Annotated in this window: 24 protein-coding genes; 16 read left to right on the forward strand and 8 right to left on the reverse strand. The window is 61.6% G+C overall.

Annotated elements, in window-relative coordinates; genetic code table 11:
- Positions 1-298: 298 nt before the first annotated feature.
- From NKH22_RS23230 to ligD, 3 genes are all read left to right on the forward strand, one after another.
- Positions 299-793 (forward strand): YidB family protein, encoded by a 495-nt coding sequence (locus NKH22_RS23230; RefSeq protein WP_023669459.1) that lies wholly within the window; start codon positions 299-301, stop codon positions 791-793.
- A gap of 39 nt (positions 794-832) precedes the next feature.
- A complete protein-coding gene (locus NKH22_RS23235; RefSeq protein WP_023669460.1) occupies positions 833-1,192 on the forward strand; it encodes a DUF4112 domain-containing protein in 360 nt (119 codons plus the stop codon).
- Between the two features lie 96 nt (positions 1,193-1,288).
- Positions 1,289-3,058, forward strand: coding sequence for a DNA ligase D (gene ligD, locus NKH22_RS23240; protein WP_352911125.1), 1,770 nt, complete (start codon positions 1,289-1,291; stop codon positions 3,056-3,058).
- Positions 3,059-3,139: 81 nt separating this feature from the next.
- Here ligD and NKH22_RS23245 read toward each other — a convergent pair whose 3' ends face one another.
- The 5 genes from NKH22_RS23245 to NKH22_RS23265 form a co-directional block, all read right to left on the reverse strand.
- Complete coding sequence (locus tag NKH22_RS23245; RefSeq protein WP_348529184.1) at positions 3,140-3,262, reverse strand: DUF3606 domain-containing protein; 123 nt, start codon at positions 3,260-3,262, stop codon at positions 3,140-3,142.
- A gap of 576 nt (positions 3,263-3,838) precedes the next feature.
- Positions 3,839-4,876, reverse strand: a complete 1,038-nt coding sequence (locus tag NKH22_RS23250; protein WP_031199112.1) for a sensor histidine kinase — start codon at positions 4,874-4,876, stop codon at positions 3,839-3,841.
- Complete coding sequence (locus NKH22_RS23255) at positions 4,876-6,363, reverse strand: ATPase domain-containing protein (protein WP_023669465.1); 1,488 nt, start codon at positions 6,361-6,363, stop codon at positions 4,876-4,878. The genes NKH22_RS23250 and NKH22_RS23255 overlap by 1 nt, the downstream gene beginning before the upstream one ends.
- 174 nt (positions 6,364-6,537) lie before the next feature.
- On the reverse strand, positions 6,538-6,741 hold the full coding sequence (locus NKH22_RS23260) for a CsbD family protein (RefSeq protein WP_023669466.1): 204 nt from the start codon (positions 6,739-6,741) through the stop codon (positions 6,538-6,540).
- A 272-nt stretch (positions 6,742-7,013) separates the two neighbouring features.
- A complete protein-coding gene (locus NKH22_RS23265) occupies positions 7,014-7,778 on the reverse strand; it encodes a CGNR zinc finger domain-containing protein (protein WP_352911127.1) in 765 nt (254 codons plus the stop codon).
- Here NKH22_RS23265 and NKH22_RS23270 point away from each other — a divergent pair.
- Positions 7,765-8,736, forward strand: a complete 972-nt coding sequence (locus NKH22_RS23270; protein WP_352911129.1) for a DMT family transporter — start codon at positions 7,765-7,767, stop codon at positions 8,734-8,736. The genes NKH22_RS23265 and NKH22_RS23270 overlap by 14 nt on opposite strands.
- Positions 8,737-9,012: 276 nt before the next feature.
- Here NKH22_RS23270 and NKH22_RS23275 read toward each other — a convergent pair whose 3' ends face one another.
- The 3 genes from NKH22_RS23275 to NKH22_RS23285 form a co-directional block, all read right to left on the reverse strand.
- Positions 9,013-9,273, reverse strand: a complete 261-nt coding sequence (locus NKH22_RS23275) for a hypothetical protein (RefSeq protein WP_245260004.1) — start codon at positions 9,271-9,273, stop codon at positions 9,013-9,015.
- A 1,032-nt stretch (positions 9,274-10,305) separates the two neighbouring features.
- Positions 10,306-11,196 carry an adenylate/guanylate cyclase domain-containing protein gene (locus tag NKH22_RS23280; RefSeq protein WP_023669471.1) on the reverse strand — a complete coding sequence of 297 codons (891 nt, stop codon included), beginning with the start codon at positions 11,194-11,196 and terminating at the stop codon, positions 10,306-10,308.
- A gap of 416 nt (positions 11,197-11,612) precedes the next feature.
- The gene (locus NKH22_RS23285) at positions 11,613-12,641 is read right to left on the reverse strand and encodes a LacI family DNA-binding transcriptional regulator (RefSeq protein ID WP_023669472.1); all 1,029 of its coding nucleotides are present in this window, start codon (positions 12,639-12,641) and stop codon (positions 11,613-11,615) included.
- A gap of 357 nt (positions 12,642-12,998) precedes the next feature.
- On the opposite strand from NKH22_RS23285, the gene NKH22_RS23290 reads away from it, so the two are divergent.
- From NKH22_RS23290 to NKH22_RS23345, 12 genes are all read left to right on the forward strand, one after another.
- Positions 12,999-14,612, forward strand: coding sequence for an extracellular solute-binding protein (locus NKH22_RS23290; protein WP_352639233.1), 1,614 nt, complete (start codon positions 12,999-13,001; stop codon positions 14,610-14,612).
- 81 nt (positions 14,613-14,693) lie between these two features.
- Entirely contained in the window at positions 14,694-15,554 is an 861-nt protein-coding gene (locus tag NKH22_RS23295; protein WP_023697398.1) for a carbohydrate ABC transporter permease, read from the forward strand.
- Positions 15,551-16,507, forward strand: a complete 957-nt coding sequence (locus tag NKH22_RS23300) for a carbohydrate ABC transporter permease (protein WP_023713725.1) — start codon at positions 15,551-15,553, stop codon at positions 16,505-16,507. Before NKH22_RS23295 ends, NKH22_RS23300 begins: the two co-directional genes overlap by 4 nt.
- The gene (locus NKH22_RS23305) at positions 16,504-17,595 is read left to right on the forward strand and encodes an ABC transporter ATP-binding protein (RefSeq protein ID WP_023697396.1); all 1,092 of its coding nucleotides are present in this window, start codon (positions 16,504-16,506) and stop codon (positions 17,593-17,595) included. The genes NKH22_RS23300 and NKH22_RS23305 overlap by 4 nt, the downstream gene beginning before the upstream one ends.
- 1 nt (position 17,596) lies before the next feature.
- On the forward strand, positions 17,597-18,658 hold the full coding sequence (locus NKH22_RS23310) for an ABC transporter ATP-binding protein (protein WP_023697395.1): 1,062 nt from the start codon (positions 17,597-17,599) through the stop codon (positions 18,656-18,658).
- Positions 18,659-18,693: 35 nt separating this feature from the next.
- Complete coding sequence (locus tag NKH22_RS23315) at positions 18,694-19,791, forward strand: Gfo/Idh/MocA family protein (protein ID WP_352911134.1); 1,098 nt, start codon at positions 18,694-18,696, stop codon at positions 19,789-19,791.
- A gap of 26 nt (positions 19,792-19,817) precedes the next feature.
- The gene (locus NKH22_RS23320; protein WP_352911137.1) at positions 19,818-20,732 is read left to right on the forward strand and encodes a sugar phosphate isomerase/epimerase family protein; all 915 of its coding nucleotides are present in this window, start codon (positions 19,818-19,820) and stop codon (positions 20,730-20,732) included.
- Positions 20,733-20,787: 55 nt separating this feature from the next.
- A complete protein-coding gene (locus tag NKH22_RS23325; RefSeq protein WP_352911140.1) occupies positions 20,788-21,729 on the forward strand; it encodes a sugar ABC transporter substrate-binding protein in 942 nt (313 codons plus the stop codon).
- A 61-nt stretch (positions 21,730-21,790) separates the two neighbouring features.
- The gene (locus tag NKH22_RS23330; RefSeq protein ID WP_050586906.1) at positions 21,791-22,795 is read left to right on the forward strand and encodes an ABC transporter permease; all 1,005 of its coding nucleotides are present in this window, start codon (positions 21,791-21,793) and stop codon (positions 22,793-22,795) included.
- Positions 22,792-23,574: an ATP-binding cassette domain-containing protein gene (locus tag NKH22_RS23335; protein ID WP_352911169.1), complete on the forward strand. Its 783-nt coding sequence runs from the start codon at positions 22,792-22,794 to the stop codon at positions 23,572-23,574. The genes NKH22_RS23330 and NKH22_RS23335 overlap by 4 nt, the downstream gene beginning before the upstream one ends.
- 10 nt (positions 23,575-23,584) lie before the next feature.
- Positions 23,585-24,760, forward strand: coding sequence for an aldose 1-epimerase family protein (locus NKH22_RS23340; protein WP_352911142.1), 1,176 nt, complete (start codon positions 23,585-23,587; stop codon positions 24,758-24,760).
- 118 nt (positions 24,761-24,878) lie between these two features.
- Positions 24,879-25,973, forward strand: coding sequence for a fatty acid desaturase family protein (locus tag NKH22_RS23345; protein ID WP_352911145.1), 1,095 nt, complete (start codon positions 24,879-24,881; stop codon positions 25,971-25,973).

Raw genomic sequence — 25,973 nt, forward strand, 5'->3', positions numbered from 1 at the left:
CGCCAGGTTCCGCCTGCCGAGACGCCAAGTTTTGAGGCCGCTCGCGCCGAAGCGATCCGTTGCGTAATCGGGCGATGACGATATGACCGGATGGTTAGTGCGCATGCGCGATCAGGCAGGCAACGAGCTTTGCACGATCAGCGTCTGCGAGGCCGAAGCCGCACCGCAAACGGAAACAAGCCGGTTAGGCAGCACCGCTCACGTCTGTGTCGATACGCCAGCCCTTATTCAATTAGATCGTCGCCGATCGGAACTTTTGTGATGTTGAGCCCTTGTCCATTGAACAGTGGAGGTACCAATGGCTAACCTGGGAAAATTGGCGATCGCGATGCTCGGCGTCTTGGCATACCAAAATCGCGACAAGATCGGCGACATGATCCGTGGAGCGGGTGATCGCAACCCAAATGATCCGCAAGGCGGGATTCTGGATCAGCTTTCAAAAGGCGTTTCGGGGACCGCGCTTGGCGATATTCTCGACCGGTTCAGAGGGGCAGGCGCCGGATCGAAGGTCGATTCGTGGGTAGGCACCGGGCCGAACGAGCCGATCCAGCCAAGCGAGGTGGAAGCAGCCATAGACGAAGAAACCCTGACTTCCCTCTCGATGCAGACCGGCCTTTCGCGCGAGGAACTCATAAGCCGGATCACGCGAGATTTGCCTGAGGCCGTCAGCAAGATGACGCCTACTGGTGAATTGCCCGTTGAGGCGCCGAAAAGCTCCGGTGAGACGACCTTGCTCGACGACGTGCCATCGCACAGGACGCAAGCGAATTCAGGCGGTCAAAGCGATATCTAAGGTGACGGCTATCTAAATCGTACTGGCGCGCGAGTTGGCATGATCGGGCAGGGCGGTCACGGTGGTCATACAGCAAACGTACTTGCCGAGTTGGATCTATTGGCCGCGCTACTCGATTCCCGCTGGCGCATTCCAGGCACATCAATTCGTTTTGGACTGGATGCGCTCGTAGGTCTGGTTCCCGTACTCGGAGATGCGGCGACGGGCATTATCTCGGCCTACATCGTCTTGCGAGCTCGAAACGTCGGTGCCGGAAATGGGTTGGTCGCCCGCATGCTAGGCAACGTGCTGCTGGATACGCTCGTAGGAAGTGTCCCAATTCTCGGCTCGATCTTCGACGTCTATTTTAAGGCGAACAATCGCAACATCAGACTGCTGCGCCGTCACATCAACAAGTGAGGCGGATAAGCAATCGTCGCGATGCAATTCTTCTAAAAGGCTCGGAACCGACAGGGGCGCTGGGGCTTGAGTCGCGATTCCTGGAGTCGCGAGCATATGACCAGTGCCATTGACCGGCTTTCGTTCATCGAGTTCCAATCGCCCACACTGGTCGAGAAAGCTCCCGAAGGCGGAGATTGGCTTCACGAGATCAAATATGACGGCTACAGGACGCAGCTGGTCGTTGAAGGCGGAAAGGCGCGAGCATTCACACGTCGCGGCCACGATTGGTCCCACCGTTACAAGAGGATTGTTCAGGCCGCGGCAAGCCTGCCGGTCAAATCCGCTATCATCGATGGTGAAGCTGTCGTCCTGGGCGACACCGGCCTGCCGGACTATCAAGCCCTGGAACGTGAGCTGGGCAACCCAAGTTCGCTGCGGATGACTCTCTACGCTTTCGACCTCCTGTACCTCGATGGCCGTGATCTACGGGAACAACCGTTAGTGAAGCGCAAGGCTGCGCTGAAGAAGCTGCTGACCGAAACCGAGCCAACCCTGACTTATGCCGAGCATCTGGAGGTGAACGGCAATGATATGTTCGACCATGCCTGCCGGATGGGCATAGAGGGAATCGTATCCAAGCGAGCGGATGCTCACTACCGCTCGGGCGTCCAGACCAGTTGGGTCAAGGTCAAATGTGTCAAGAGCGACACTTTTCCAATCGTGGCTTTCGTCGAGAAACTTGGCGCGCAGCCGCGCCGCATCGCATCGTTGTACATCGGCAGGCGAGAGGGCGACCGGCTGCTTTATGCCGGGAAGGCCCAGACCGGCTATACGCTGGACGCAGCCCGGCGCGTTAGGGAGCGGCTTGATCCGCTTGTAACCGCCAAGTCACCGCTGTCGGAGCCGATCAAGAAGCCCAAGGCGACATGGGTCAAACCAGACGTTCTTGCCGAGGTGCAATTCAGTGGCGTGTCGGACCGGGGCATCTTGCGTGAGGCGGTCTTCAAGGGACTCCGCGAGGACCTTCAGGCAATCCCGCCCAAGCCTCCGTCGCCCTCCAAGCGGAGGTCGGAAGGCCAACACGGCGTCCCGCGCGAGAACATTCTCCAGCTGCTACCCGATGCGGTTGCACCTTCCAAGGAAGAGCTGGCAGACTATTGGCGGCGGGTCGCTGATCAAGCTCTAGTTGATCTGGTTCGGCGACCGCTGAAGCTGGTCCGCCACGCCTCCGGCGCAACCTTCTATCACAAGGGACCGCTACCTCGGATACCGGCGTCCGTACATCAGCTCCGGGTTCAAAAGCGCGAAGGCGGCGAAGGCATTCGGGTATGGATAGATGACATGGATGGTCTGCTTGGCTTGGTCGAGATGGATGCCGTTGAGCTTCATCCGTGGAACGCGACGATTGATGACATCGAACATGCGGACCGGCTCGTCCTCGACCTCGATCCCGGAGAAGGCGTTCCATGGGACGATGTGATCGAGGCCACGCTGGCGCTACGGGGCATCTTGGAAGCGGCAGGCTTGGAGAGCTGGCCAAAGGTCACTGGCGGCAAAGGCATCCACTTGATGGCCCCGCTCGTTGCGAAGATGACCCATGACAGCGCCCGGACACTGGCCAAGTCGCTCGCCCACCGTCTGGTTGATACCGATCCTGACCGATACCTGTTGTCAGCTGACCCCGCAGCCCGAGGAGGCCGGATCTTTCTCGACTATCTCCGCAACGGACAGGGCAATACCGCAATAGGCGCTTTTTCCCCGCGAGCGCGGCCCGGCTTCCCAATTGCCCACCCGGTCACATGGAAGCAAGTCGAGGCGGGCATCCGGCCAGACGTTTTCACGCTCGCGCAGCCTTTCAGACCCGCTCGTCGAAAAGCCGCGTGATGCGTCGCGACCATCAGCCGGTATCAGCGAGTTTCCTTGCCTCGCGTCCGAGCCTCTTCCGGTCGTTGCCGTGTTCTCTGATTAGCTCGCGCGTTCTGGCGTGATACGATGCTGTTTGGCGAAATAGCCAACCTCATAATCTTCATCGACTGATACACGGTTGCGATCTCGAAAATCACGCTTGCTCTTATCGTCTGCCATCATCTTTCCTCCTGATCAGAGAAACAACGACCGACGTTGTATGTTCCCGGCGCCTCACTTCGGCCGCCAGAGGCGCGGGCTGTCCGACCGTACTGGGGCCGCAGCCATTGCGAAGGTGATCTGGCGAAAGTTGGTTGGCCAAAGGCAAGGGTGATTTCGTTTGCTGTTCGGGATAGCTGACCGTCGATCGAGCCTGTCTGCGGGCCTCTTGGTTTTTACGACGCCAGTCGGAACCCAGACGGGTCGCAGATGATTCAGATGCGCATCCGGGCTATCAACGAGGATCGTGAGCAAAATGGCGGGGGGTGACCACGAAGGCGACAAAACTGCGCTCCGGGAGCCCAAGGTTTCGTCTAGGACGCATGACCCGGGTCACAGCGCCGCGGCACGAGTTCGACTTCATCACCAAGGTCGGCCGCATAGACCACGCCGGAGCTCTCGCAATGTTGCAGAGGCATATGGGAGATATAGAGGCGGTCTTTTTCGGAACTGATGTTTTGGCTAAAGCGCTAGACCAGCCTGCCGAGTGACGCTCAGTTAATCCCTATCGCGGCGCCCAGCCAGCCTTTCCGTTGCCGCTCAGTAAGCCGGCACAAGGCGCGTGTTTCGCAACGGCAAGGCCATGGTGAACTGCAAGCCGTCACGATGGTAGTTCAATTCGATCTTGGCGTTGCATTGCACGGTCACGACTTTTTCCAGAAGTGTCGTGCCAAACCCCCGGCGACTGGGCTGCTCGACTTTCGGCCCATCTCGTTCCCGCCAGTCAAGATTGACGATCTGTGTATCGCCGGACCCGCCTAACGACCAGCGGACATCAAGGCGGCCTCCCGTTTGCGAAAGCGCGCCAAACTTCGACGAATTGGAGGCCAGTTCGTGGAAAGCCATCCCGACAGGGACCGCAATGTCGGCGACTAGCGCTACGTTCGGGCCTTCCAGAACGATACGCGGCCTGTCGCGCGTCTCATAGTGGTCAAGCTCGCTTTCGAGCAGCTTGTGCAGGGAGGCAGTCTGCCAATAATCGTCGGTAAGCATCGAATGGGTCTGGGCCAGGGAAACGAGCCTGGCTGAAAAATCGCGTACGAAATCATCGACGTTGCCGCTCGACTTGGCCGTCGCGCCCATCATGGCGCGAACGTTGGCCAGCGTGTTCTTGACGCGGTGATGCAGCTCGCGGATGAGCAATTTCTGCCGATCGGCGACCTCCCGCTTCTGTTCGATGTAGGACTGGACCTCACGCTGGCGGGCGCGGGCACGCAAGGCGGAGCGCACCGAGTTGGCGAGGCTCGAAGCCAGAAATGGCCGTTCAAGCACGATCAGATAGCGGTCCAGAAATGCCATCCGCGTGTCGACTTCGTTCCCCCGCATCGTCAGAAGCACGATCGGAAAATCCGACCATGCGGGTTGGGCTTCAAGCCAGGCCGCAAACTGCGTTCGATCGGAACTGAGCAGGGCCTCCTCGGCCACGACAAGGCACTGAGCCTCGTCGAGAAGCGGCACTGCCTCTTCCAAGCTGCCGCACACACGCGAGGCAATCTGGTTTGTAGCCAGGATGGAGGCCGCGATCCTCGCGTCACGGCCAAGCGGCGCCAGCACGAGAACGGCGGGGCTGGACGACATCACAGCGCCTTATCCCTCAGAAGGTCTGTCGGCTTGCCTTCAAATTCCGGAGATCCCATCAGGATGCCGCGGAATTGTTCCAGTGGCTCACCTACGGCCACGCCGTTACCGCCGATTTTAAACTCACGAATCGTCTCTTCGTGGGGGCCGACACGTTTCTTGACAACGGAAATCGCGCGTCTCAACTGACCTGCGTTCTCGAAGAAGCGCAGAAGCATGATGGAATCGCAGAGATAGGTCATGTCGACCGGCGCTGCCGTTTGCCCAAACAGCCCGTGATTGGCCAACAGCAGGATCGTCGCCACTGCCTTCTGATTGAGATAGGTGAGGATCTCGTGCATCTGAAGCACCAGATGTTGTTCTTCGGACATGGCATTGAGATAGCCAGTTAGGCTGTCGATCACGACGATCCGCACATTGGATTCTTCGACGGCCGCTTGGATGCGCGAAGACAATTCGCCTGGTGAAAGCTCAGCCGGATTGACAGATTCAAGCATCAGCGTGCCGTCCTCGGCAAACGGCTCCAGGTCCATGCCGAGCCCGGCGGCGCGCGCCAAGAAGATGCGCTTTGTCTCGTCAAACAACAGCACCAGCACACGCTCGCCACGCTCGAGTGCGGCATAGCAATAGGTGCAGGCAATGGTAGACTTGCCAACGCCAGACGGCCCCATCAGCATCGTGCTGGTACCACGGGCCAGCCCGCCGCCAAGCAGGGTGTCGATCCGGTTGTTGCTCATGGCCGGCGTATCATGCTCGGCCACCTCATGCTCGGCTGCAACGAGCCGCGGATAGGCGATAACGCCGCCTGGGCGAATGACGAAATCGTGAAAGCCGCCCCGGATCTGCACGCCGCGCATTTTGATCACGCGTAGCCGCCGACGCTCTCCACCATAGACGGGCGACAGCTGCTCCATCCGAATGACGCCGTGACTGATCGAATGCAAATTGAGGTCATCCTGCTCAGCGGTCAGGTCGTCGAGCATAAGCACCGTCACATTGTTGAGCATGAAGAAGCTCTTCAATGCCAACACCTGGCGCCGATACCGCAGTGACCCTTGCGATAAAAGTCGAATTTCAGAGAGCGAATCGAACACCACGCGATCGGGTCTGACGCGTCCGATCTCGGCCATGGCAGACTGCACGGTTTCGCCGAGTTCCAATTCCGAGGAATGGATCAATGTCTGTAGCTGCGCAGGATCGAAACTGAGCTCCGGCGGCACAAGTTCAAGAATTTGCACCCCCTTCAGATCCCAGCCGTGACGGCCAGCAACCGAGAGCAGTTCGCGCTTGCTTTCTGACAAAGTGATGTAAAGGCATGTCTCGCCATTCTTGGCGCCCTCGATCAAAAACTGGAGGCCAAGAGTGGTTTTTCCAGAACCTGGTTTCCCTTCGATGAGATGGGAGCGGTTCCTGGCGTAGCCGCCACGAAGAATGTAGTCGAGGCCGCTAACTCCAGTTGTGATCGCCGAGGCGTCGTCTCTGTCCAACTAATCCCCCAATGTAATTTCGAGAACCAGATAACGACGGGCACCTTTCGCGGTTCCACGTCTCTCGGTGAGCGCCCTTGTCGTGAGACTCACGAAAAGGCGACAAGAAACGCGGCAAAAAAGGGCGCCGTACCTCTCGGAGCCCTTTTTCAAGTTCAGTTTGGAACCGGCGACCTACCAGCCTTGCCGGCCATACCAGTCATCGATGTCGCGCCGAGCGCGGTCCTTCTCAATGCCGTAGCGCTCCTGAATCTTGCCTTCCAACTGATCGCGGTTACCGGCAATACGGTCCAGATCATCGTCTGTGAGTTTGCCCCACTGTTCCTTGACCTTGCCCTTTACCTGCTTCCAATTGCCTTCGACACGGTTCCAGTCCATGGCACCTATCCTTGTTTGTTTCGGACTGAGAAAAACGCCGTAACGCTACCGGAGTTCCCGTCAAGTTTGAGCAGATCGACCGATCGAAGCGTGCGAGGTAGGCGGCCCCGAAGCAACCCGCTCTGGAACGCGATGATGGCTTGCCGCGCCGGCTGTGTTCTCCACACTCTTGGCCACAGTCGCTCGCGAGACCAGCTTCGTTGGACAAACAGCGACAGGGATAGCGTGAAGCCAACTATGCTGCGTTGGTCATCCAAGCCTGGCGTCAGATACTAATTCTTGCTGTCGGGAGCCATGTTCCCTGCGGCTTTTGCCCTGAAGCGCCTTACCCGGCTGCGTGTGCCGCAGCTCTCATCCGAGCACCACCGCCTGCGCCCGCCACGCGAGGTGTCGATGAAAAGCCAACCGCAGTTCGGCCCGGTGCACTCGCGCACGCGGCGGCGGTCATTCCTGGACACCAAAAACTCGGCTGTCTCAAAGGCCACGCGGTGGCCGATCGTGTTCAGACTGGCTGCGTCGGTCCACTGCCAAGCGAGGCGGTCGCCGGACGGGAAAAGCGAGCGCTTCGGCAGGGCTAGGGCGACTGCATCGCGCACGATTTGCAAGGCATCGTCCGGCACCCGGGCGCCTGCCGCCTCGGCCTGGAGAGCCGCGTAAACGGCCTCGCGCAAAATCTTGGCCTTTTCCAATGCCGCCTCCGCAAGGAGCGGGCGGGCGGGAGCCTCCGCGAGCAGTGCTCGCGCCTCATCGACGTCGATCAAATCGGCACGTCCAGCCCAGACGACCAGGTCGGCATAGGTCTGCAAGAGGTCTGGCCCCCACACATCGCGTCGCGCGTCGACCGTGTTGACGAAGTCCAAGCAGGGGTGACCGCCAACCATGCGCATGTCGACGATAGTCTTCGCACCATCCATCCCGGAAACATCGGTTGGCGGAACCGTATTGGCAAGAGGCCGTTGTAACGAAATAAACGTCTGTTGGCCGTTACGACGAACCAACAACGCCCAGCGAAGGCTGCTTCCGATGAACCGCAACACAGCGACATTTCTGGTTTTATGTGTGATCTGGGGCACCACGTGGATCGGTATCAAGGCAGGGATCGCCACCGTGCCGCCTCTGATGTTCGCAGGCACGCGTTTTACAGTAGCCGGCTTGCTGATCCTCAGCGCGACGCGCCTAAGGGGCGCTGCTCTACCACGGGTGGCGAAAAGGAGTTGGCCGCGTCTTTTCGTTGTTACGTTGTTCATGATTCCGCTTTGCTATGGCCCACTCTTTTGGGGCATGCTCTACGTCGATACGGGCACCGCGGCTGTTCTTGAGCTTTCGCTGACCCCCGTCACGCTGCTTGGGTTTGCGTTGCTTCTGGGGGACGAACGCTATGACGGCCGCAGGCTCTTTGCGATTTTGCTCGGTGCGGCCGGTCTGTGCGTCCTGTTCGGGCCCGAAGCCTATGCTAGTTGGACACACGCAGACCAGCAGGGCAGGGGGCTCCGGCTGCTGGCGATGACAGCGGTGGCGTCGGCAGCTTTAATCTATGCATGGGGTTCGGTGCTCGCGCGGCCGCTTCTTGAGGTATATTCATCGGACTTCATCGCCGGCTTCACCACCCTTTTCGGGGGCGCATTCCTAATTCTCATCTCACTCGTTGTGGAGCCAGGCGCGACCGCGGCTCTAAAAGGCAATTGGGGCTGGCCGGCCTGGGTCGGGTGGCTGTTCCTCGTGCTGTTTGGTTCGTTCATAGGCTACACTCTATTTATCCGGCTCCTGCACGAAATCGGCGCCTCGCGCGCCGGAGCATTTGCCTTCGTCTCACCCGTCATTGCCGTCGTGCTTGGCATCATCACCTACGGCGAGGAGGTTAGCCTGATCGACATCATCGGCATGGCTATCATGCTCTTCGCAGCGTTTCTTGCGCTACGCGAGCGCAAACAGGAAAGATCATCCGCTTCCCCGCCGTTGATTCCACGCTCCGCGCGGGCTGATGGCAGAATATGAAAGACGGCGCGCGCATCCAGCCGCCAATCAGCCTTGAGACGGAAAAGCACAAGGTTCGCGTCTATGCGAAAAGAGGGCTGTCCCGGGAGCGTATCCCGCCTACCACCGGCGGCGAGGAAAGCTCCAGCTCATATGACAACACTAGTCGGCGAGGGATTTTGCCGAGTTGCTGTCAAGATGGCAGGCGGGATTTGATGGAAAAATCGCGAGGCTGCAATCAGCGACCTATTCGTTCCGATCGCGATGCAGGCTATCCGCCAACGCGTCGACAAAGTGTCAGCCGCATCGCTTCAGTTCCGCCACCTGAACGCCGAGACGGAATGCCTGACCATCGGCATAAGAACGTGCATAGCTTTCTGCTTCGAACGGAAACGTCAGGGTGCTGCCGTAGGCGGTGATGCGGACCGTCCACTTCTTGTCGCGAACGAGTTCGACCGAATTGTCGGGCGACGTCATGATTTCCTCCGGCACCAGCAAGGCGAAGGCACGGATAACGTCGCAAAGGTCGTTTGAATGCAAACAATCCGACACGCTCATGTCGCTTGTTCTATACGCCCAGACTTTCTCTCGATTAGAGCAGCGCCCGGCTGCAATGTCGGTGGCGTTAAGTCCCCTAGCTGCCAAGACCTTTCCCATTGGGTCGGTCCCCTTGCGGCCTCACGCAGCGACCTTTCTGAACCCAATCGCCGAGATCGTCAGCCCGCAGTGTCTTCGAGAGAATAGCCGGCAAGCCGCAGGGTGCGAATGGCAACTCTGCGACGACTGCTTCAACAACTTTCGCGACTGGCTCATGTGAACGTCGACCACCTGGGCGCTCACACTGGCTTTCTGCGACCAGCCAGCTGCGATGAATTCATCACGGCTGATCACCTTTCAGGATTCTCGAGCCATGTGGCGCAGCAACTTGAACTCGATCGGCCCAAGAGGAATTTTCCCCGGTGCTGCAAAGACGGTGGTATCGAGCTCCATCTCGACGCCGCGATATGTCAGTGGTCTGCGCTTCTGGGCCAATTTTCGTGACGGTAGCCCAATCGCGAGCCTTCGCAGGTGTTCGAGGAGCTATTGCGGCGCAAATGGTCTGATGAAGCGTTCGTCGACCCCGGGCTGCAACAGCCGGTGCTGACCTTCAGCACCTGGGGATATCAAGGCGACACAGGGCAGGGAATTGGTCCGGGCATCCCGCTTCAGCCGGCCGCTCCCGTCGCCAGCTCATTGTCTGGCCGACAGTCCAGCACAATTCCCACGCACCGGCCTTTTCGCGGCAAGACCTAGCGCGTCATCGATCGAGCGGGCCAGCTTGCTGCCGAAGCCATCCACCTGCCGAATGTGGCTTAGGAGCAGATAGAACTCCGCATGCTGCGAGGGAGATGCACCGGCCCGCGGCTCCGTCGAACTCAGCGAGGGAAACGGAGGTCAGCTCTTCGCAGTCCAACTTCGAGAGCAGACGTTCCTGGATTGGCCTTGGCACATTTGTGAACGGTCGATTCCAATGGCTGTCAAAGAGTACGGCGCGACATTGAGGGCGCAGCGAACCACCTCGAAACCGGTCGAGCTAGTAGCCGGGCCGGGTCAATCCGAGACAATTTCGTAGTGAAGAAGCTGGGCTTCGTCGAGTGCCGACTTCACTCCAGGCGAGATGACGCCGCAGCCGAAGAGGATAATATCTTCACGGCGTACGAATACTTCATGGCCCAGTCCCATGGACACAAATGTGCCCGAAGAGCTTCGTTCGAGAAGCCGAGCTCTGCCATTCAATATGGTGAAGGCGGCGTGGCGCCTCGATACCCAGGGCCGCTCGACGATGATATCGCATTCCGCCGATCTGCCGACTGTCACGGATTCGCCGTTTCGACAGGATCGCAGCTGATCTCTGTAGCGGATGACCAGATGAATCTGCCGCGGCAGGACCGAGCGTCTATCTGTAGTGGCGCCATGGCTGGTGATCTGCGTACCGGGGCCCCCATCGTCGCTCCACAGGGTATAGACATCGAAGAACTCTTGCTTCCCCTTCAAGGCCATTTTGTCGAGGAGCCGCAGGCCCTTGCGGCTTCTCGGGGAAAGGGCTTCGCAGAAGCTCTGGCTGATCAGCACCTCTCCGGGGTTCGCCGTGGTGGACAACCTTGCGGTGACATTGACAACGTCACCGAATATCGCGCCCCGCGCGCGAATGACCGCCCCGAAATGCAATCCGATACGGGCGCTTAACGGACCTTTAGTCAGTTGGTGGCTGATTTGGCAGACGGCCGTCAGCGCCATTTCCGGGCTCTCGAAGAGGCTGAGTATGTCATCGCCCTTCGAGTAAATGAAATCACCACCGTGTTTGGCGACGATCTCGCGCATCGTGTCCAGGCAATCCGAGACCTGCTGTAGAGCGGCATCGTCTCCGATCCGCTCATAGAGTGGCGTGCTGCCCACGACATCAGCTAAGAGGACTGCGGCAAGAAGCGTTTCCTGGTCCATCGATCTCGTGTCCGACCCAAAAAGTCAGCGTGCGTGTATAACACACGAGGTTGCCTGCGACATATCTGCTCGTGCGCCTGGGGCCGGGGCGATGCCTCAGGTGATCGTCGCGGACGGACGGGCGTATGCCATTCATCGGCTTCGTGCCGACATCCAGAACCCTCTTCGCCCCAATCGTTCGCGACTTCGGTGCTATGAGTGGACTTGGTCTTTTTAGGTTCGGAAAGGCTGACCGAGTTGCAACGGGCGACGGCCTTCTCATGCACCATCAACCACGACCCGATCTCGGCCCTCCGACTTCGCACGGAATAGTGCCAGATCGGCGGCTTTGACGAGATCATTCGGGCTCTCGTTCGTATTTGGGACCGGTGGCGACGCCAACGCTGTGCTTTGCGATACGATCACGGATCCATTGATCAGATTTCAGGTATATTCTCTTTGAAGATCACCTGAAGTCGTGGTTGATGCGGTTCATAGTTCAGGTGCCTGACAGAGTGGCTTAAAATGTTGAGCGCTTCCCGCGCCTCGACGCGCGGATTTTGATCTATGACCGCATCGAGCGTCCCATCCAACAAAAGTTCCTTGGTGCCGTCTGTCACCTCGTGGCCGAGAAAGAGAATGTCTTTGGCGCGTCCACGCTCCTTGAGCGCCCGAGCGATGCCGGTGTTGCCGGCGCCGACATTGTAGATCGCGGCAAGATCGGGGTGCCGGTCCAGAAGCGCTGATGCTTCCGAATAAGCCTTCTCTCGGTCATCCAGCATTTCGCGCATCTCGACGATCTTGAGATTGGGCGACTCCTCGGTCAAGATGTGCCGGAATCCCATCTCGCGTTCCTCATGGCCGCGATAGGACAGCGAGCCGGCGAACAGCGCCACCTTGCTTGGGCGTTCGGATCCCATGAAGCGGTTGAGCAGATAGCCGGCCAGCCGCCCCGCGGCGCGGTTGTCGATGCCGATATAGGCCACTCTCGGAACATGCAGGATGTCGGAGGCGATGGTCACCACCTTGACATCATTGGCTGACAGCGAGCGGATCGCCTCGCGCACCGTTGGATGATCGAGCGCGATCACGCCGACGCCTTGTGTCTGTCCACGCAATTCTTGCAGCAGGCGGGCGAGCCGGTCGGGGTTGAAGCCCTCTATGGTGGCGATGTGGACGTCGAGATCGGGGCGCGCTAGGGCCTGCGCCTCGATGTGTCGATGCAGCATCTTGATGAAGGAATTGGTGCCGGCCGGCAGAGCGAAGTCGAGACGGATGACCTCTCCAGGTGAGGGCCTGGGCGGCGCTCCGTTCGGGCCCTCCGCGATGTAGCCGAGGCGCTGCGCCATTTCGAGCACGATCTCACGCGTGCGCGCCCGCACACCGGGCCTGTTGTTCAGCACGCGGTCGACGGTGGCGGCGGAAACGCCGGCTTCCCGGGCTATGTCAGTCAAGGTGGAACGCACCGTCTTCATCTCCTCAATGCATCAGATCGCACAATGCCGCTAGCCCGTCCGACGGCGCCACAGCTGCCAGCCATCAGCGATTCTGATGGGAAATGATGTATCGAGCCTTAGCCGATGCGCAAGGAGGTTGGGCTAAATCGCGTCGCCCGGCGTGATAGTCGCGTGCCAGAAAGGCAGATTTCCCATCAAATCGAGGCATTGAGCCCGTGTGTCGACCTTTGCATGACGTATTTTCTCCGCGGTTGCGGTGTTACGATGTATTTTGAGTATTTATGATGTTGACAGCCTTCCGGTGCTGCCGTCAATATCCCTCAATGGGCTCGTGGAGGAAACATTGGCCCTGAGGGAGGAATTCCAATGTCTGATCTGATCCGCATATCGCGACGCCGATTGCTGGCGTCCGGAGGAAAGGCGGCGGTGTTCGTAGCCGCGGCAGGTATCGCCCCGCAATTCATCCGTCCCGGCCGTGCCCTTGCGGCCGACGCGCTGGCGCCAGGCATGGTCGGCGGCCCCACCGGTTTCGAGGGCGCCGAGCGCTATCAATATGGCGCCGACACGCCGGAAGGCCGTGCCGTTGAGGCGGCCAAGGCCTTGAAGGGAGCTGGCAAGGCACCGGCCAAGATCGTACTTGGCCTGTCGGATGGCTCGATTGGCCAACTCACACAGCCTTTCCCTGCGGGTGCGCCGTCGATCAAGGAGCTGTGGGAAAAGGAGACCGGCATCCAGATCGAGATCGTCGGCCTGCCGAACGGCCAGGAATTCACCAAGACGATGCAGGACATCTCCACCAAGGGTGGGGCCTATGACATCTACTCGACGGAATGGAACCGCCTCGGCGACCTTGCCGAGACCGGCGGCATCGCCAAGCTCGACGACTTCGTCGCCCAGTACAAGCCCGAATGGGACGATCCCAAGACCGGCTATGTCGACGGCGCCAAGGGCGTGTCGCTGCTCAACAAATATCGCGGGTCCAACTATGGCGTGTCGCTGGACGGCGACTTCCAGACCTGGGTCTACCGCACCGACCTGTTCGGCGACGCTGCCGAGCAGAAGGCGTTCAAGGACAAATTCGGCTACGATCTGGCGCCGCCGAAGACCTGGAAGCAGCACAGTGACATCGCGGGCTTCTTCCAGCGGCCCGACAAGGGCCTGTTCGGCTCCACCGACCTGCGCAACCAGGGCTGGGGCTACACCAACTGGTATCAGCGCTATGTCTCGATGGCATCGCCCAACCAGTTCCTGTTCGGCGACGACGGCAAGCCGCTGATCAATTCCGAGCACGGCATTGCCGCCACCAACGAATATGTCGGCTCGCTGGTTCATCACTCGCCGGACGCGATCTCCTGGGGCTGGCCGGAGCAGTATGGAAATTTCGCCAAGGGCGGCGCGGCGATGACCTGCGCCTTCTCGAACCTGCCGAAATTCCTCGACAATGCCGGCAACAAGGATTCTGCCGTCACCGGCAAGATCGGCTCGATGCTGCCGCCCGGCCGCGAAGTCGACGGCAAGCTGATCAGCCGTTCCGTGCTGTGGTTCTCGCTGACCGGCATGGTCTCGTCGCAGTCGAAAAACCAGGAGGTCGCCTACCTTTTGCTGCAGTGGCTGGGCTCCGCCCGCATCTATGCCTGGATGAGCGCCAATCCGGGCGGCTATCTCGATCCGTTCCGGCTCTCGGATTTCTCCGATCCGCTGGTGCGCCAGACCTACCACGCCTACCACATCGACGTGGTGCGCGAGACGGTCGCCCGCACGGTGCCGACGATCAACTATCCCGGCGCCACCGCCTTCCACAACGCATTGGACGAAAATCTGATGGCGTCGCTGACCAAGGCCAAGACAGCGGAACAGGCGATGGCCGACACGGAAGCGGAGTGGAAGAAGATCGCCCGCCGCATCGGCGAGGACAAATTGCTCGAAGCCATCAGGACGAACAAGGAGGCCTGGCCGACGGTTCTCGACCCGATCAGCTGATCCGTCTCCCTGGATCAGCGCTGGAGGGGAGGAGCATCTGTTCCTCCCCGCCGCAGTCAACGCCACCAGCAAAGCAGCCAGATGAAGCGTTCCGTCCCCTTCGAGATATTCCGCTACGCCGCGATCTTCGCGGCGATGGCGGTGACGCTGGTACCGATCCTGTGGATGGTGTCGATGGCCCTCAAGCCGATCGCCGAATGGTCGGCGACCGGCGCCGACCTGACATGGTGGCCGAAGAACCCGACGCTCGGCAATTTCCAGTTCGTCTTCGGCGAGTCCAACAACAATCTGATCGTGGCGCTCGACCGCACCGCGCTGAAGCCGATCCTGTCGTCGCTGCTGTCTTCGGTGTTCGGCACGGCGATCGCAATGTCGGCGGGCACGGCTGCGGCCTACGGGCTGTCGCGTTTCGGCTCCGGCCAGAACCTGCCGCTGGCGCTGATCCAGCTCAGGCTGTTTCCGCCAATGGCGGTGATGATCCCGGTCATGATCATGTGGGCCTTCCTGAACTTCACCGACAGCTGGTTTGGCCTGGCCCTGATCTACGGCATCGTCACCCTGCCGTTCGCTTTCTGGCTCATGAAGACCTTCTTCGACGACATGCCGCGCGAGATCGAGGAAGCGGCGCTTGTCGAAGGTTGTTCGCGGCTGCGCGTCTTCACGCGCATCACGCTGCCGATGATGCGCGCACCGCTGGCCAGCGCCGCCCTCTTCGTCTTCATCCTCAACTGGTCGGACTATCTGATCGCGCTGCTGCTGACGACGCGTGAATGGGTGACGATCCCCGTCTACATGGCCTCGCTGTCCTCCTCGATGACCGGGCAGCTCTATGGCGCCAAGGCCGCGCTCGGTCTTGTCGCCGCGGTGCCGCCGGTCATCATGGGCATCGCTATCCAGCGCCATCTGGTGCGCGGACTGACCTTCGGCGCGCTCAAGCAATGAGCGCGGTGACCGTGACTGTCTCAAAGGACGCAAAGGCCGCGCTTGGCAAGCCCGTGCTGCGGGACGAGGGAACGCGGCTGGGATTCCGGCTGACGCTGCCGGCGCAGATCCTGGTGCTCTTCATCTCCGTCTTCCCGCTGCTGATGCAGCTCTACATCAGCGTCACCGACTGGTCGCCGCTCTCCGGCCTCGGCTGGTGGAACGCATGGGAGATGTGGAACAGCTTCGCCAACTACACCGACCTTGCCGCCGATGCGCGCTTCTGGAGCGCGCTGAGGCGCACGGCCATCGTCATGGTCGTGTGCGTGCCCGTCGAATTCCTGCTTGGCCTGGCATTGGCGACGCTGTTCGCGGACGATTTTCCGGGCAAGCGGATCTTCTATTCGATCCTGCTGATGCCGATGATGGTGGTTCCGGCGGTGGCCGGCTACATGTTCTTCATGCTGTTCCAGTCGGGCGGGCCGCTGAACGACATCCTGTCGGCACTCAGCGGTTCCCGCGTCACCATCGCCTGGCTGTCTGACCCCACACTGGCGCTGATCGCGGTGATCATCGCCGATATCTGGCAGTGGACGCCGCTGATGTTCCTGATCCTGCTTGCCGGCCTGGTCGGCGTGCCGCAGGACCAGATCAAGGCGGCGACCCTGCTCGGCGCCAACCCGTGGCAGCGCTTCGTCACCATCGTGCTGCCGAAGATGAAGACGATCATCATCATCGCGCTGGCGATCCGCGTCATCGAGAACTTCAAGATCTTCGACACGCTCTACATCATGACCGGCGGCGGCCCCGGCGTCGCCACGGAGACGATCTCCGTCTACATCTACAAGGTCTCGACGCAGGACCTGATCTGGGGCTATGTGGCGGCGATCGCGCTGGCCATCCTGGTCGTGCTTTCGATCGTTGCCGTATTCGCCATGAAGCGCATGGCGCGGGCAAGGCTGGTGCCGGCATGAGCGCGATCCAGCTGCGCAACCTGGTCAAGACCTTTGGCGAGTTCACGGCGCTGAAGACCATGGACCTCGACATCGCCGATGGCGAGTTCATGGCGCTCCTCGGGCCTTCGGGCTGCGGCAAGTCGACGACGATGAACATGATCGCCGGCATGGAGGAGCCGACCAGCGGCAAGATCCTGTTCGGCGAGCGCGACATGGCCGGCGTGCCGATGGGCCGGCGCGGCGTCGGCTTCGTTTTCCAGAACTATGCCATCTTCACCCACATGACGGTGCGCCAGAACCTTGCCTATGGGCCGCGGATGCGCGGTGCGGCGAAAGCTGAGATCGACCGCCGCGTCGGCGCCACCGCCGAGCTGCTGCAGTTGACGCCGCTGCTCGACCGCAAGGCCGACCGTCTCTCGGTCAACATCCTGCAGCGGGTGGCAATCGGACGCTCGGCGATCATGGAGCCGGCCATCTTCCTGCTCGACGAGCCGCTGTCCAATGTCGACGCCGCCTTCCGGGCGGTAATGCGGACCGAGCTCAAGCAGCTGCAGCGCCAGTTCAGGCAGACGATGGTCTACGTCACCCATGACCAGCTCGAGGCCATGACCATGGCCGACCGCATTGCCGTCATGGATCACGGCGTGCTGCAGCAGGTGGGAACGCCGCTGGAAGTCTACAACAATCCAGCCAATGTCTTCGTCGCCCGCTTCATCGGCGCTCCGGGCATGAACCTGCTGAAGGGAAGGCCGGCGGAGAGCGACCGGGGCCTGGTGGTCGATCTCGGGCCACTGGGGGTCACGCCGACGCTGCCGGATGCGCTGGCCGCCACCTTGCGCGGATCGCGCTCTGAGGTGCTTTACGGCTTCCGGCCCGAACAGGTGTCGCTGGTGCAGAGCGGGCAGGGCCTCGCCATGCCGGTGAGCTTCGTCGAGCGGATCGGCGCGAGGACCATCGTCCATCTCGGCGATGGCGAGACCGCCGTGAAGGCGGTGTTCGACAATGCTGTCGGACTGTCGATCGGCGAGCTTGCCGTCGTCGCCCCCGTGGCATCGTCCGTGTGTGTCTTCGATGCCCGCAGCGGCATTGCGATGAAGGCAGGTTGACATGGCCGATATCGTCTTTCGCAATGTCAGCAAGCGTTACGGCACGACGCTCGCCGTCGACGACGCCTCGTTCACCGTCAATGACAACGAATTCTTCTGCTTCTTCGGGCCGCCGCTGTCGGGCAAATCGACAATCCTGCGCCTGGTGCTCGGGCTGGAGACGCCTGACGCCGGAGAGATCCTGATCGGCGGCAAACCGGTCAACACCGTCTCGCCGGCCGAGCGCAATGTCGCCATGGTGTTCCAGAACCTGGCGCTGTTCCCCCATATGAGCGCGCGCGAAAATGTGCGTTTCCCGCTGGTCGAGCGCAAGGTCGCCGAGGCCCAGATCGAAACGCGTGTCGCCGATGTGGCCGCCAAGCTCCACATCGGCCATATTCTGCACAAGCCGCCGGCGCAGCTTTCCGGTGGCGAGCGGCAACGCGTGGCCATAGCCCGCGCCCTGGTGCGCGACCCGAACGCCTATCTGATGGACGACCCGATCTCTGCGCTCGATGCGCGGCTGCGCGAGGGAACGCGCGTCGAGCTCAAGCGCATCCAGCGCGAACTCGGCAAGACGCTGATCTACGTCACCCATGACCAGGAAGAGGCGATGTCGATCGCCGACCGCATCGCGATTCTGGAGAATGGCAGGATCCGACAGATCGGCGCCCCGTCCGAGATCTACGACCGCCCGGCGAACACCTATGTGGCGCGACTGCTTGGTTCGCCGATGATGAACATCCTCAAATCCGTTCGCGGCGAAGATGGCCTCGAGGCCGCCGAAGGCACGGTCAGCATCGACGATCGCGCTGCTCCGGCCGACGCGATCGAAATCGGGCTCAGGCCGGAGGACATCAAGGTCCGGCCCTGGGTCGAAGGGGGCGCTGGCCGCCCGGCGCGCGTATTCGAGGTCGAGCCCCTTGGCGGCTACACGGTGGTAACGCTCGCCGCCGGAGAGGCGCGGCTGAAGGCGCTGCTGCGCGGCCAGCCCGACATCAGGCCGGATGCGGTGGTAGCGATATCCTGCGAGCCGGCCCGGGTGCATTATTTCGGGCAGGACGGAGGCGCGTTGGCGAGATGATCGCGGCTGCGAAAACAGAATTTCGGGAGGAAGACATGGCGAGCGAAGGCTTCGAGCCGGACGTGAAGGTCCGCACGAAAGAATACCGTATCGGCTGCATCGGCGCTGGCATGATCATGGCCGAGTGCCATCTGGCAGCCTATCGCGAAGCGGAGTTCAACGTGGTGGCGATCGCCTCGCGCACCCGTTCCAATGCGCAGAAGGTCGCCGCGCGTTGGGACATCCCGACCGTCCACGACACGCCGGAACAGCTGATCGAGGATTCTGAGGTCGAGATCGTCGACCTTGCCTTTCCACCCGATCTGCAGCCGGCGCTGATCCGCCATGCGCTGAAGCAGCCTCACATCAAGGCGATCCTGGCGCAGAAGCCACTGGCGCTGTCGGTCGATGAAGCCGTGAAGCTGCGCGACGAGGCAGCCAAGTCAGGCAAGATCCTCTCGGTCAACCAGAACATGCGCTACGACCAGTCGATGCGCGTGCTGAAGCAGATCATCGACGGCGGCGCGCTGGGCGACATCGTCTTCGCGCAGATCGACATGCACGCCATCCCGCACTGGCAGGGGTTCCTCGAGGATTACCACCGGCTGACGCTCGCCAATATGAGCGTGCACCATCTGGACGTGCTGCGCTTCCTGTTCGGCGATCCCTCGGAAATCACCACGCTGACACGCAAGGACCCGCGCACGGCGTTCGAGCATAGCGACGGCATCACCGTCTCGACGCTGCGCTTTCCCTCCGGCGTGCTCGCCGTGTCGCTGGAGGATGTCTGGTCCGGACCGCGCCAGGAGGGCTATCTGGACGACCAGCACATCAACTGGCGCGTCGACGGCACCAAGGGTGTCGCCAAAGGCACGATCGGCTGGCCGAAAGGCGTGGCCTCGACGCTGACCTATGCCTCGACCGAGACGACCGGCGGCGAATGGGTCAGCCCGAGCTGGGACACGATGTGGTTCCCGCATGCCTTCATCGGCGTCATGGAGCAACTGCAGCATGCGGTAAAGACAGGCGCGCCGCCGGCATTATCGGTGGCCGACAACGTCAAGACGATGGCGCTGGTCGAGGCCGGCTATCGCTCGATGGCGCAAGGCCGCACCGTCAAGCTTTCCGAAATCTCGATAAAATCAGCCAACTGAATCGCTTACAGGGAGGAATTCACATCATGATGCAGGCAGGTATTTTCACGGGCTATTTCCCGTACGGCCTCGAAGAGACGGCGAAGAAGATCCGCGGGCTCGGTTTCAACACGGTGCAGCTCGACCTGCATTTTAAGGATATCGATCTGTCGGCTGGGCAGATCACCCAGGACAAGGCCAAGCAGGTGCGCGACGTCTTCCGCGACAACAACCTGCCGATCTGCTGCGTGTCGGGCTACACCAACATCATCCATCCCGACAAATCCGAGCGCGACAAGCGCGTCGGCTATCTCAAGGAGATCATCCGCAATGCCCGCGACTTCGGCTCGCCCTACGTGATCTCGGAGACCGGCACATACAACACCGAATCCGACTGGGTGCATCACCCGAAGAACAAGACCGAGGAAGGCTTCGAGGAATGCCGCAAGGTGATCGCCGAGCTTGCCCAGACCGCCTACGACCACGGCGCGGTCTTCCTCCTCGAGACCTACGTCAACAACGTCGTGGGCTCGGTCGAGGAGACGGTGAAGATGTTCGCCCAGGTCGACCATCCCGGCCTCGGCCTGTTGATGGATCCGACCAACTATTTCGAGACCCACAATATCGACAAAATGGACCAGATCCTCAACCAGGTGTTCGACACGCTGACCGACAAGATCAAGATCGCGCATGCCAAGGACGTCAAGCGTTCGGGCAGCGACAAGTCGGAAAAGCATGCCGACATCGGCGACGAGGATGCGATGGAGAGCCACACGTTCCGCGGCGTCGGCGAGATCGAGCTGCCGGCGCCCGGGCTGGGATCGCTGAATTACGATCTCTATCTGCAGCGGCTGGCGGAAAAGCACCCAAACATCCCGGTCATCATCGAGCATCTCTCTGAAGACGACGTGCCGCGCGCGAAAACATTTCTCGACGGGAAGTTCCGCGCCAACGGCCTGTGAGTGCCGGTTGCGCCGCCGGCGCATGGCGGCGCAACTCCAACCAAGGGAGGAATGAATGTTGAAATTCGCATTGAAAGTGGCTGCCGCGGCAACGCTGGTAGCCGGGGTCTCCTTGAGCCTGCAGGCATTCGCGCAGGACGGCCAGAAGACCTTCTATCTGCTGTCGCATGGTGGCCCTTCGGACGCGTTCTGGATCGACTGGAATGCCGGCGCGACCAAGGCCTGTGACCAGCTCAAGGTGACCTGCAAGATCTCGTTCAGCGGCGGCGACATGGCGGCGCAGAAGGAGGCTTTCAACTCGGCGCTCGCCGCCAAGCCGGACGGCATCGCTACCACCTCGGCTCAGCCCGGCCTGTGGACGGAGGAGGTGAAGGCCGCCAAGGCCGCCGGCATACCGATCGTGTTCTTCAACACCGATGATCCGGCGACCGGGCGGCAGGCCTATGTCGGGGCCGACCTCAGGGAAGCGGGCGTCATCTGGGCCAAGTATCTCGTCGACCACAAGATGGTGAAGCAGGGCGACAAGGTGTTCCTGCCGGTCGAAGTGCCGGGCGCCAGCTACCAGCAGCTCGAGACCGAGGGCATCGCCAGCGTCTTCGATCCGCTCGGCATCAAGTACGACGTGGTCGATTGCGGCACCGACCCGGCCGGCATCATCGCCAAGATGACCGACTACATGGTCGCCAACAATCCGCCGGCAATCATTGCACTGGGCGATTCCGTGGCAGCAAGCATCAAACGCGTCTTCGACGGGGCCGGTGTGTCGGCCGGCAAGGTCCCGGTCGTCGGCTGGGGCAACTCAAAGGAGACGGCCGAGGCGGTCAAGTCCGGCTTCGTCAATGCTGCGGCCTGGCAGTACCCGTCGGCGCAGGGCTTCATGCCGGTGGCGCTGCTCGGGCTAGCGGCCTCTGGCGAGCCGATCGGCTACGACATTCACACATTCAGCCTCTACGACGCCTCGAGCGTCGAGCCGATCCTGAAACTCTACAACAAGTGACGACAATCGGCGCCCGCCCCGAAATGGCGGGCGCCGGACGAAACGCATGGTCCTGACAGATATGGCAATCACAGCAGACGACGACACGCAGCGAGCGAAGGGCAGGTCTGCGCTGCTGCGTTCGCCGCAATTCTCCTCGCTCATCATCCTCATCGTGCTGCTCGTGGTGTTCGCCATCGCCGACGGCAACTTCCTGTCGCCGCTCAACATATCCAACATGATGGCGTTCCTGCCCGAGCTCGGCATCATCGCTCTCGGCATGACGCTGCTGCTGACGGCGGGCGAGTTCGATCTATCGGTCGGCGCCGTGTTCGGCCTTGCGCCCGTCGTGGTGATGCTGCTGGTGCAGAATGGCGGTATCGACATCGGCGTCGCCCTCCTGGCCGGGCTTGTGCTGTGCATCGCGATCGGCGCCATCAACGGGCTGATCGTCACCAAGATCGGCATTTCCTCCTTCCTGGTCACGCTGTCGATGCTGCTCGTCGTGCGCGGCGCGGCGCTCTACATCACGCAGGGATTCCCCCTGAAGTCGTGGGACCAGCCCGGCTTCTTCGTCACGCTGCTTGCCGGCAGCTTCAATGTAGGCTCGTTCCGGTTCTACACCTCGCTCTGGTGGTTCATCGGCCTGTCGCTGCTGGCGATTTACATCCTGCGCTACGCCAAGCTCGGCAACTGGATCAGCGCCATCGGCAGCAACCGCAACGCAGCGGTGGCGCGCGGCGTGCCGGCCGACGCGGTCAAGATCTGGCTGTTCATCCTGACCTCGGTGGTGGCCGGGCTGGCCGGCATGATCAGCGCGTTCCGGATTTCGGCCGCCTCGCCGGTGGCCGGCACCGGCTACGAACTCGAAGTGATCGCCATGGTGGTGGTCGGCGGCACGGCGCTCACCGGCGGGCGCGGCACCATCCTCGGCACCATCGTCGGCGCGCTGATGCTGCGCGCCATCCGCAACGGCATCGTGCTGATCGGCGTGCCGGGCTTGGCATACAACATCTTCGTCGGCGTCATCATCCTCGCCATGCTCATCCTGCACGCTTTGCTGCAGAAGAACGCCGCAAGGAGCTGACGATGGAAGTGCTGCGTCTGCAAAACCTGCAAAAGTCCTTCGGCAACGTGCGTGCGCTGAAGAACGCCTCGTTCACCCTCAACGAAGGCGAGGTGGTTGCCCTGCTCGGCGACAATGGCGCCGGCAAGTCGACGCTGATCAAAGCGATCTCCGGCGTCTTCCCGGCCGACCACGGCGACATCTTCGTGCGCGGCGAGAAGGCATCGATCCGCTCGACGCGCGACGCGATGGACCTCGGCATCGAGACCATCCATCAGGACACATCGCTCGCGCCGGACCTCAGCATCGCGCGCAATCTTTTCCTGGGCCGGGAGCCGGTCAATTTCGGCTGGCTCGGCGTGTTCGCGCCGCTCGATCTCGCCAAGCTTCGCAACGCCGCCTCGGCGCTGCTGAAGCGGGTCGGCATTTCGAAAAAGCTCGATGCAGATGCGCTGGTGAGCACGCTCTCGGGCGGTGAGCGGCAATCGATCGCGATCTCGCGCGCCATGCAGTTCGCCGCCAAGGTGATCATACTCGACGAGCCGACCAACAATCTTGGCGTCGAGGAAACCCACGGCGTGCTGCGCTTCGTCAAGGAGGTGCGCGACGCCGGCCACTCGGTGCTGCTCATCACCCACAACATCCACCACGTGTTCCAGGTCGCCGACCGCATCATCCTCATGCGCCGCGGCGAAATCGTCGCGGAACAGACGGTCGCCGACACCGACCTGTTGACGGTGGAAAGCATCATCACCGGCGCCGACATGTCGGCCTTGCTCAAGGAGGCGAGGGCAAAGTGAAGGACGTCGCATGGTAGAGCTTTACGGCAAGACGCTGTCGCGAAGGCAGGTGGCCGAGCGGTCCGGCATGCTGTCGCAGTTTGCCGGTGTGCGGCTTATGACGCTCGGCGACGGCGTGGAGCGCGGCATCCGGATGCTCGAGTTCCGCACCGGCTCCGGCCTGCGCTTCACGGCGCTGGTCGACCGGGCGCTCGATATCGCCGATTGCGACTTCCGGGGCCAGGCGATCGGCTGGCATTCGCCGAGCGGCTTTCGCCACCCCGGACTGCACGAGCATGAAGGGGAGGACGGCTTCGCCTTTGGCCGGTCGTTCTCGGGGCTGCTCGTCACCTGCGGCCTCGATCATATACTGGGCCGGCAAGACGTGCCGGCCGAAAGCTACAATTATCCCGGGCGCAAGCGGGTATTGCACTCGCTGCATGGCCGCATCGGCACCGTGCCGGCGCGGCTGAACGGCTACGGCGAGGCCTGGGACGGCGACCGCTGCGTGCTGTGGGCGGAAGGCATCGTCCAGCAGGCAACCGTGTTCGGCGAGGATCTCCATTTGCTGCGCCGCATCGAGGCCGATGTCGGCGGAAGCGAGATCCGGCTGTCGGACCGCGTCGTCAATCATGGTTTCAGCCGCACGCCGCACATGTATTTCTATCACGTCAATGTCAGCCATCCCCTGCTCGACGAGGGTTCGCGCTACCTGGCGCCGATCCGGGATGTCGTCTGGGCGGCGCACGCCGGCGATCGTTACGAGGCTCAGAAGGTCGGCTACCGAACCGTGCCGGCGCCGCAGCTGGGATTCAGCGAGCAGGTCTGGGAGCACGAGCTTGGCGCCGATGCGGCGGGCGAGGTGCCGGTAGCCGTCGTCAATGACCACCTGGGCCTCGGCTTCGAGGTCGTGACCCGCAAGGATCAGCTGCCCTGCACCTATCAGTGGCAGAACTTCCAGGCCGGCCTATATGCGTTGGGAATCGAACCCTCGACGCATCATGTTCTGGGCAATCTCGCCGCGCGCGAACGGGGCGAGATGATCTGGCTGGACCATGGCGAAAGCCGCTCCTATGACGCCGTGTTCCGGGTGCTCGACGGTGCCGGCCAGATCGCCGAAGCGGAAGCGAGGATAGGGTCGATCGCCCGGCAGCCGCAACAGGATTACCCTGCGCCGTCCGGCGCTTTTGCGAGACTGCAGGGGTGACCGGCTTGAAACGCACGATCGGTTGCCGCGGCGGGCGGGAAGTGCGCCGGAATACGGAAGCAGGCGCGGCCCGGCCGACCCCAGGCGGCCCTTGCGGAGCGCAGGCGGGAAAGCGGAGATGACGATGACGGCAAGCAGGAAGCGTGACTACAGCCTGGTCGGTGAAAGCACCAAGCGCGCCATCGAGACCGGGCTCGCCTCGGCCGAGTGGTATCACACCGACGTGCCTCGCAAGGCCATGAAGGAGCTGATGCAGCGCTCCGACGGGCCGGCGATCCGCGACACGATCATCTGGGTCGCGGCGATCCTGCTGTCGGCCGCCGGCATCGTATGGTTCTGGGGCACTTGGTGGGTGGTGCCGTTCCTGTTCGTCTATGGCGTGCTTTACGGCTCGTCGAGCGACTCGCGCTGGCACGAATGCGGCCACGGCACCGCGTTCCGGACGCGCTGGATGAACGATGTCGTCTACCAGATCTCAAGCTTCATGCTGATGCGCAACCCAGTGCAATGGCGCTGGAGCCATGCCCGCCATCACACCGATACCATCATCGTCGGCCGCGATGCCGAAATCGCCGTCATGCGCCCCCCAGATCTGCTGCGGGCGGCGCTCGCCTTCACCGGTATTCTCGATTTCCGCTATTCGCTGCCGGCGCTGGTGCGCCAGGCGTTCGGCAAGCTGTCCGATGAAGAGAAGAGCTATATCCCCGAAATGGAGCAGCACAAGGCGGTGATCGCTGCGCGCTGGCATGTCGCCATCTATGCGGCGACAGTCGGGCTGGCGTTGTTCACGTGGTCGCTGCTGCCGCTGGTGCTGATCGGCCTGCCGCGCCTCTATGGCAGCTGGCACATGGTGCTGACAGGGTTGCTGCAGCATATCGGCCTGGCCGACAATGTCGTCGACCACCGGCTGAACACGCGCACCGTCTACATGAACCCGGTCAGCCGCTTCATCTACTGGAACATGAATTATCACGTCGAACACCATATGTTCCCGATGGTGCCCTATCATGCGCTGCCAAGACTGCACGAGCTGATCAAGCACGACCTGCCGGCGGCGAACCCGTCCATGTGGCATGCCTATCGCGAAGTCTGGCCGGTGCTGCTTCGACAGCTGAGATATGAGGATTTCTATCTCAAGCGGAAATTGCCGCCGACAGCCAGACCCTATCGCGGCGAATTTCACCAGGTCGATATGTCGGCGGCGGCCGAATAG

Source organism: Mesorhizobium sp. M1252, from assembly GCF_040318265.1.
GTDB lineage: Bacteria > Pseudomonadota > Alphaproteobacteria > Rhizobiales > Rhizobiaceae > Mesorhizobium.

Excerpts from the sequence above, each read along its gene's own strand:
- NKH22_RS23340 (WP_352911142.1), top strand. The coding sequence starts at position 23,585 with ATGGTAGAGCTTTACGGCAAGACGCTGTCGCGAAGGCAGGTGGCCGAG.
- NKH22_RS23230 (WP_023669459.1), top strand. The coding sequence starts at position 299 with ATGGCTAACCTGGGAAAATTGGCGATCGCGATGCTCGGCGTCTTGGCA.
- NKH22_RS23270 (WP_352911129.1), top strand. The coding sequence starts at position 7,765 with ATGAACCGCAACACAGCGACATTTCTGGTTTTATGTGTGATCTGGGGC.
- NKH22_RS23320 (WP_352911137.1), top strand. The coding sequence starts at position 19,818 with ATGATGCAGGCAGGTATTTTCACGGGCTATTTCCCGTACGGCCTCGAA.
- NKH22_RS23330 (WP_050586906.1), top strand. The coding sequence starts at position 21,791 with ATGGCAATCACAGCAGACGACGACACGCAGCGAGCGAAGGGCAGGTCT.
- NKH22_RS23300 (WP_023713725.1), top strand. The coding sequence starts at position 15,551 with ATGAGCGCGGTGACCGTGACTGTCTCAAAGGACGCAAAGGCCGCGCTT.
- NKH22_RS23280 (WP_023669471.1), bottom strand. The coding sequence starts at position 11,196 with ATGGACCAGGAAACGCTTCTTGCCGCAGTCCTCTTAGCTGATGTCGTG.
- NKH22_RS23345 (WP_352911145.1), top strand. The coding sequence starts at position 24,879 with ATGACGATGACGGCAAGCAGGAAGCGTGACTACAGCCTGGTCGGTGAA.
- NKH22_RS23315 (WP_352911134.1), top strand. The coding sequence starts at position 18,694 with ATGGCGAGCGAAGGCTTCGAGCCGGACGTGAAGGTCCGCACGAAAGAA.
- ligD (WP_352911125.1), top strand. The coding sequence starts at position 1,289 with ATGACCAGTGCCATTGACCGGCTTTCGTTCATCGAGTTCCAATCGCCC.
- NKH22_RS23290 (WP_352639233.1), top strand. The coding sequence starts at position 12,999 with ATGTCTGATCTGATCCGCATATCGCGACGCCGATTGCTGGCGTCCGGA.
- NKH22_RS23260 (WP_023669466.1), bottom strand. The coding sequence starts at position 6,741 with ATGGACTGGAACCGTGTCGAAGGCAATTGGAAGCAGGTAAAGGGCAAG.
- NKH22_RS23275 (WP_245260004.1), bottom strand. The coding sequence starts at position 9,273 with ATGAGCGTGTCGGATTGTTTGCATTCAAACGACCTTTGCGACGTTATC.
- NKH22_RS23305 (WP_023697396.1), top strand. The coding sequence starts at position 16,504 with ATGAGCGCGATCCAGCTGCGCAACCTGGTCAAGACCTTTGGCGAGTTC.
- NKH22_RS23295 (WP_023697398.1), top strand. The coding sequence starts at position 14,694 with ATGAAGCGTTCCGTCCCCTTCGAGATATTCCGCTACGCCGCGATCTTC.
- NKH22_RS23235 (WP_023669460.1), top strand. The coding sequence starts at position 833 with ATGATCGGGCAGGGCGGTCACGGTGGTCATACAGCAAACGTACTTGCC.
- NKH22_RS23245 (WP_348529184.1), bottom strand. The coding sequence starts at position 3,262 with ATGATGGCAGACGATAAGAGCAAGCGTGATTTTCGAGATCGCAACCGT.
- NKH22_RS23325 (WP_352911140.1), top strand. The coding sequence starts at position 20,788 with ATGTTGAAATTCGCATTGAAAGTGGCTGCCGCGGCAACGCTGGTAGCC.
- NKH22_RS23310 (WP_023697395.1), top strand. The coding sequence starts at position 17,597 with ATGGCCGATATCGTCTTTCGCAATGTCAGCAAGCGTTACGGCACGACG.
- NKH22_RS23250 (WP_031199112.1), bottom strand. The coding sequence starts at position 4,876 with ATGTCGTCCAGCCCCGCCGTTCTCGTGCTGGCGCCGCTTGGCCGTGAC.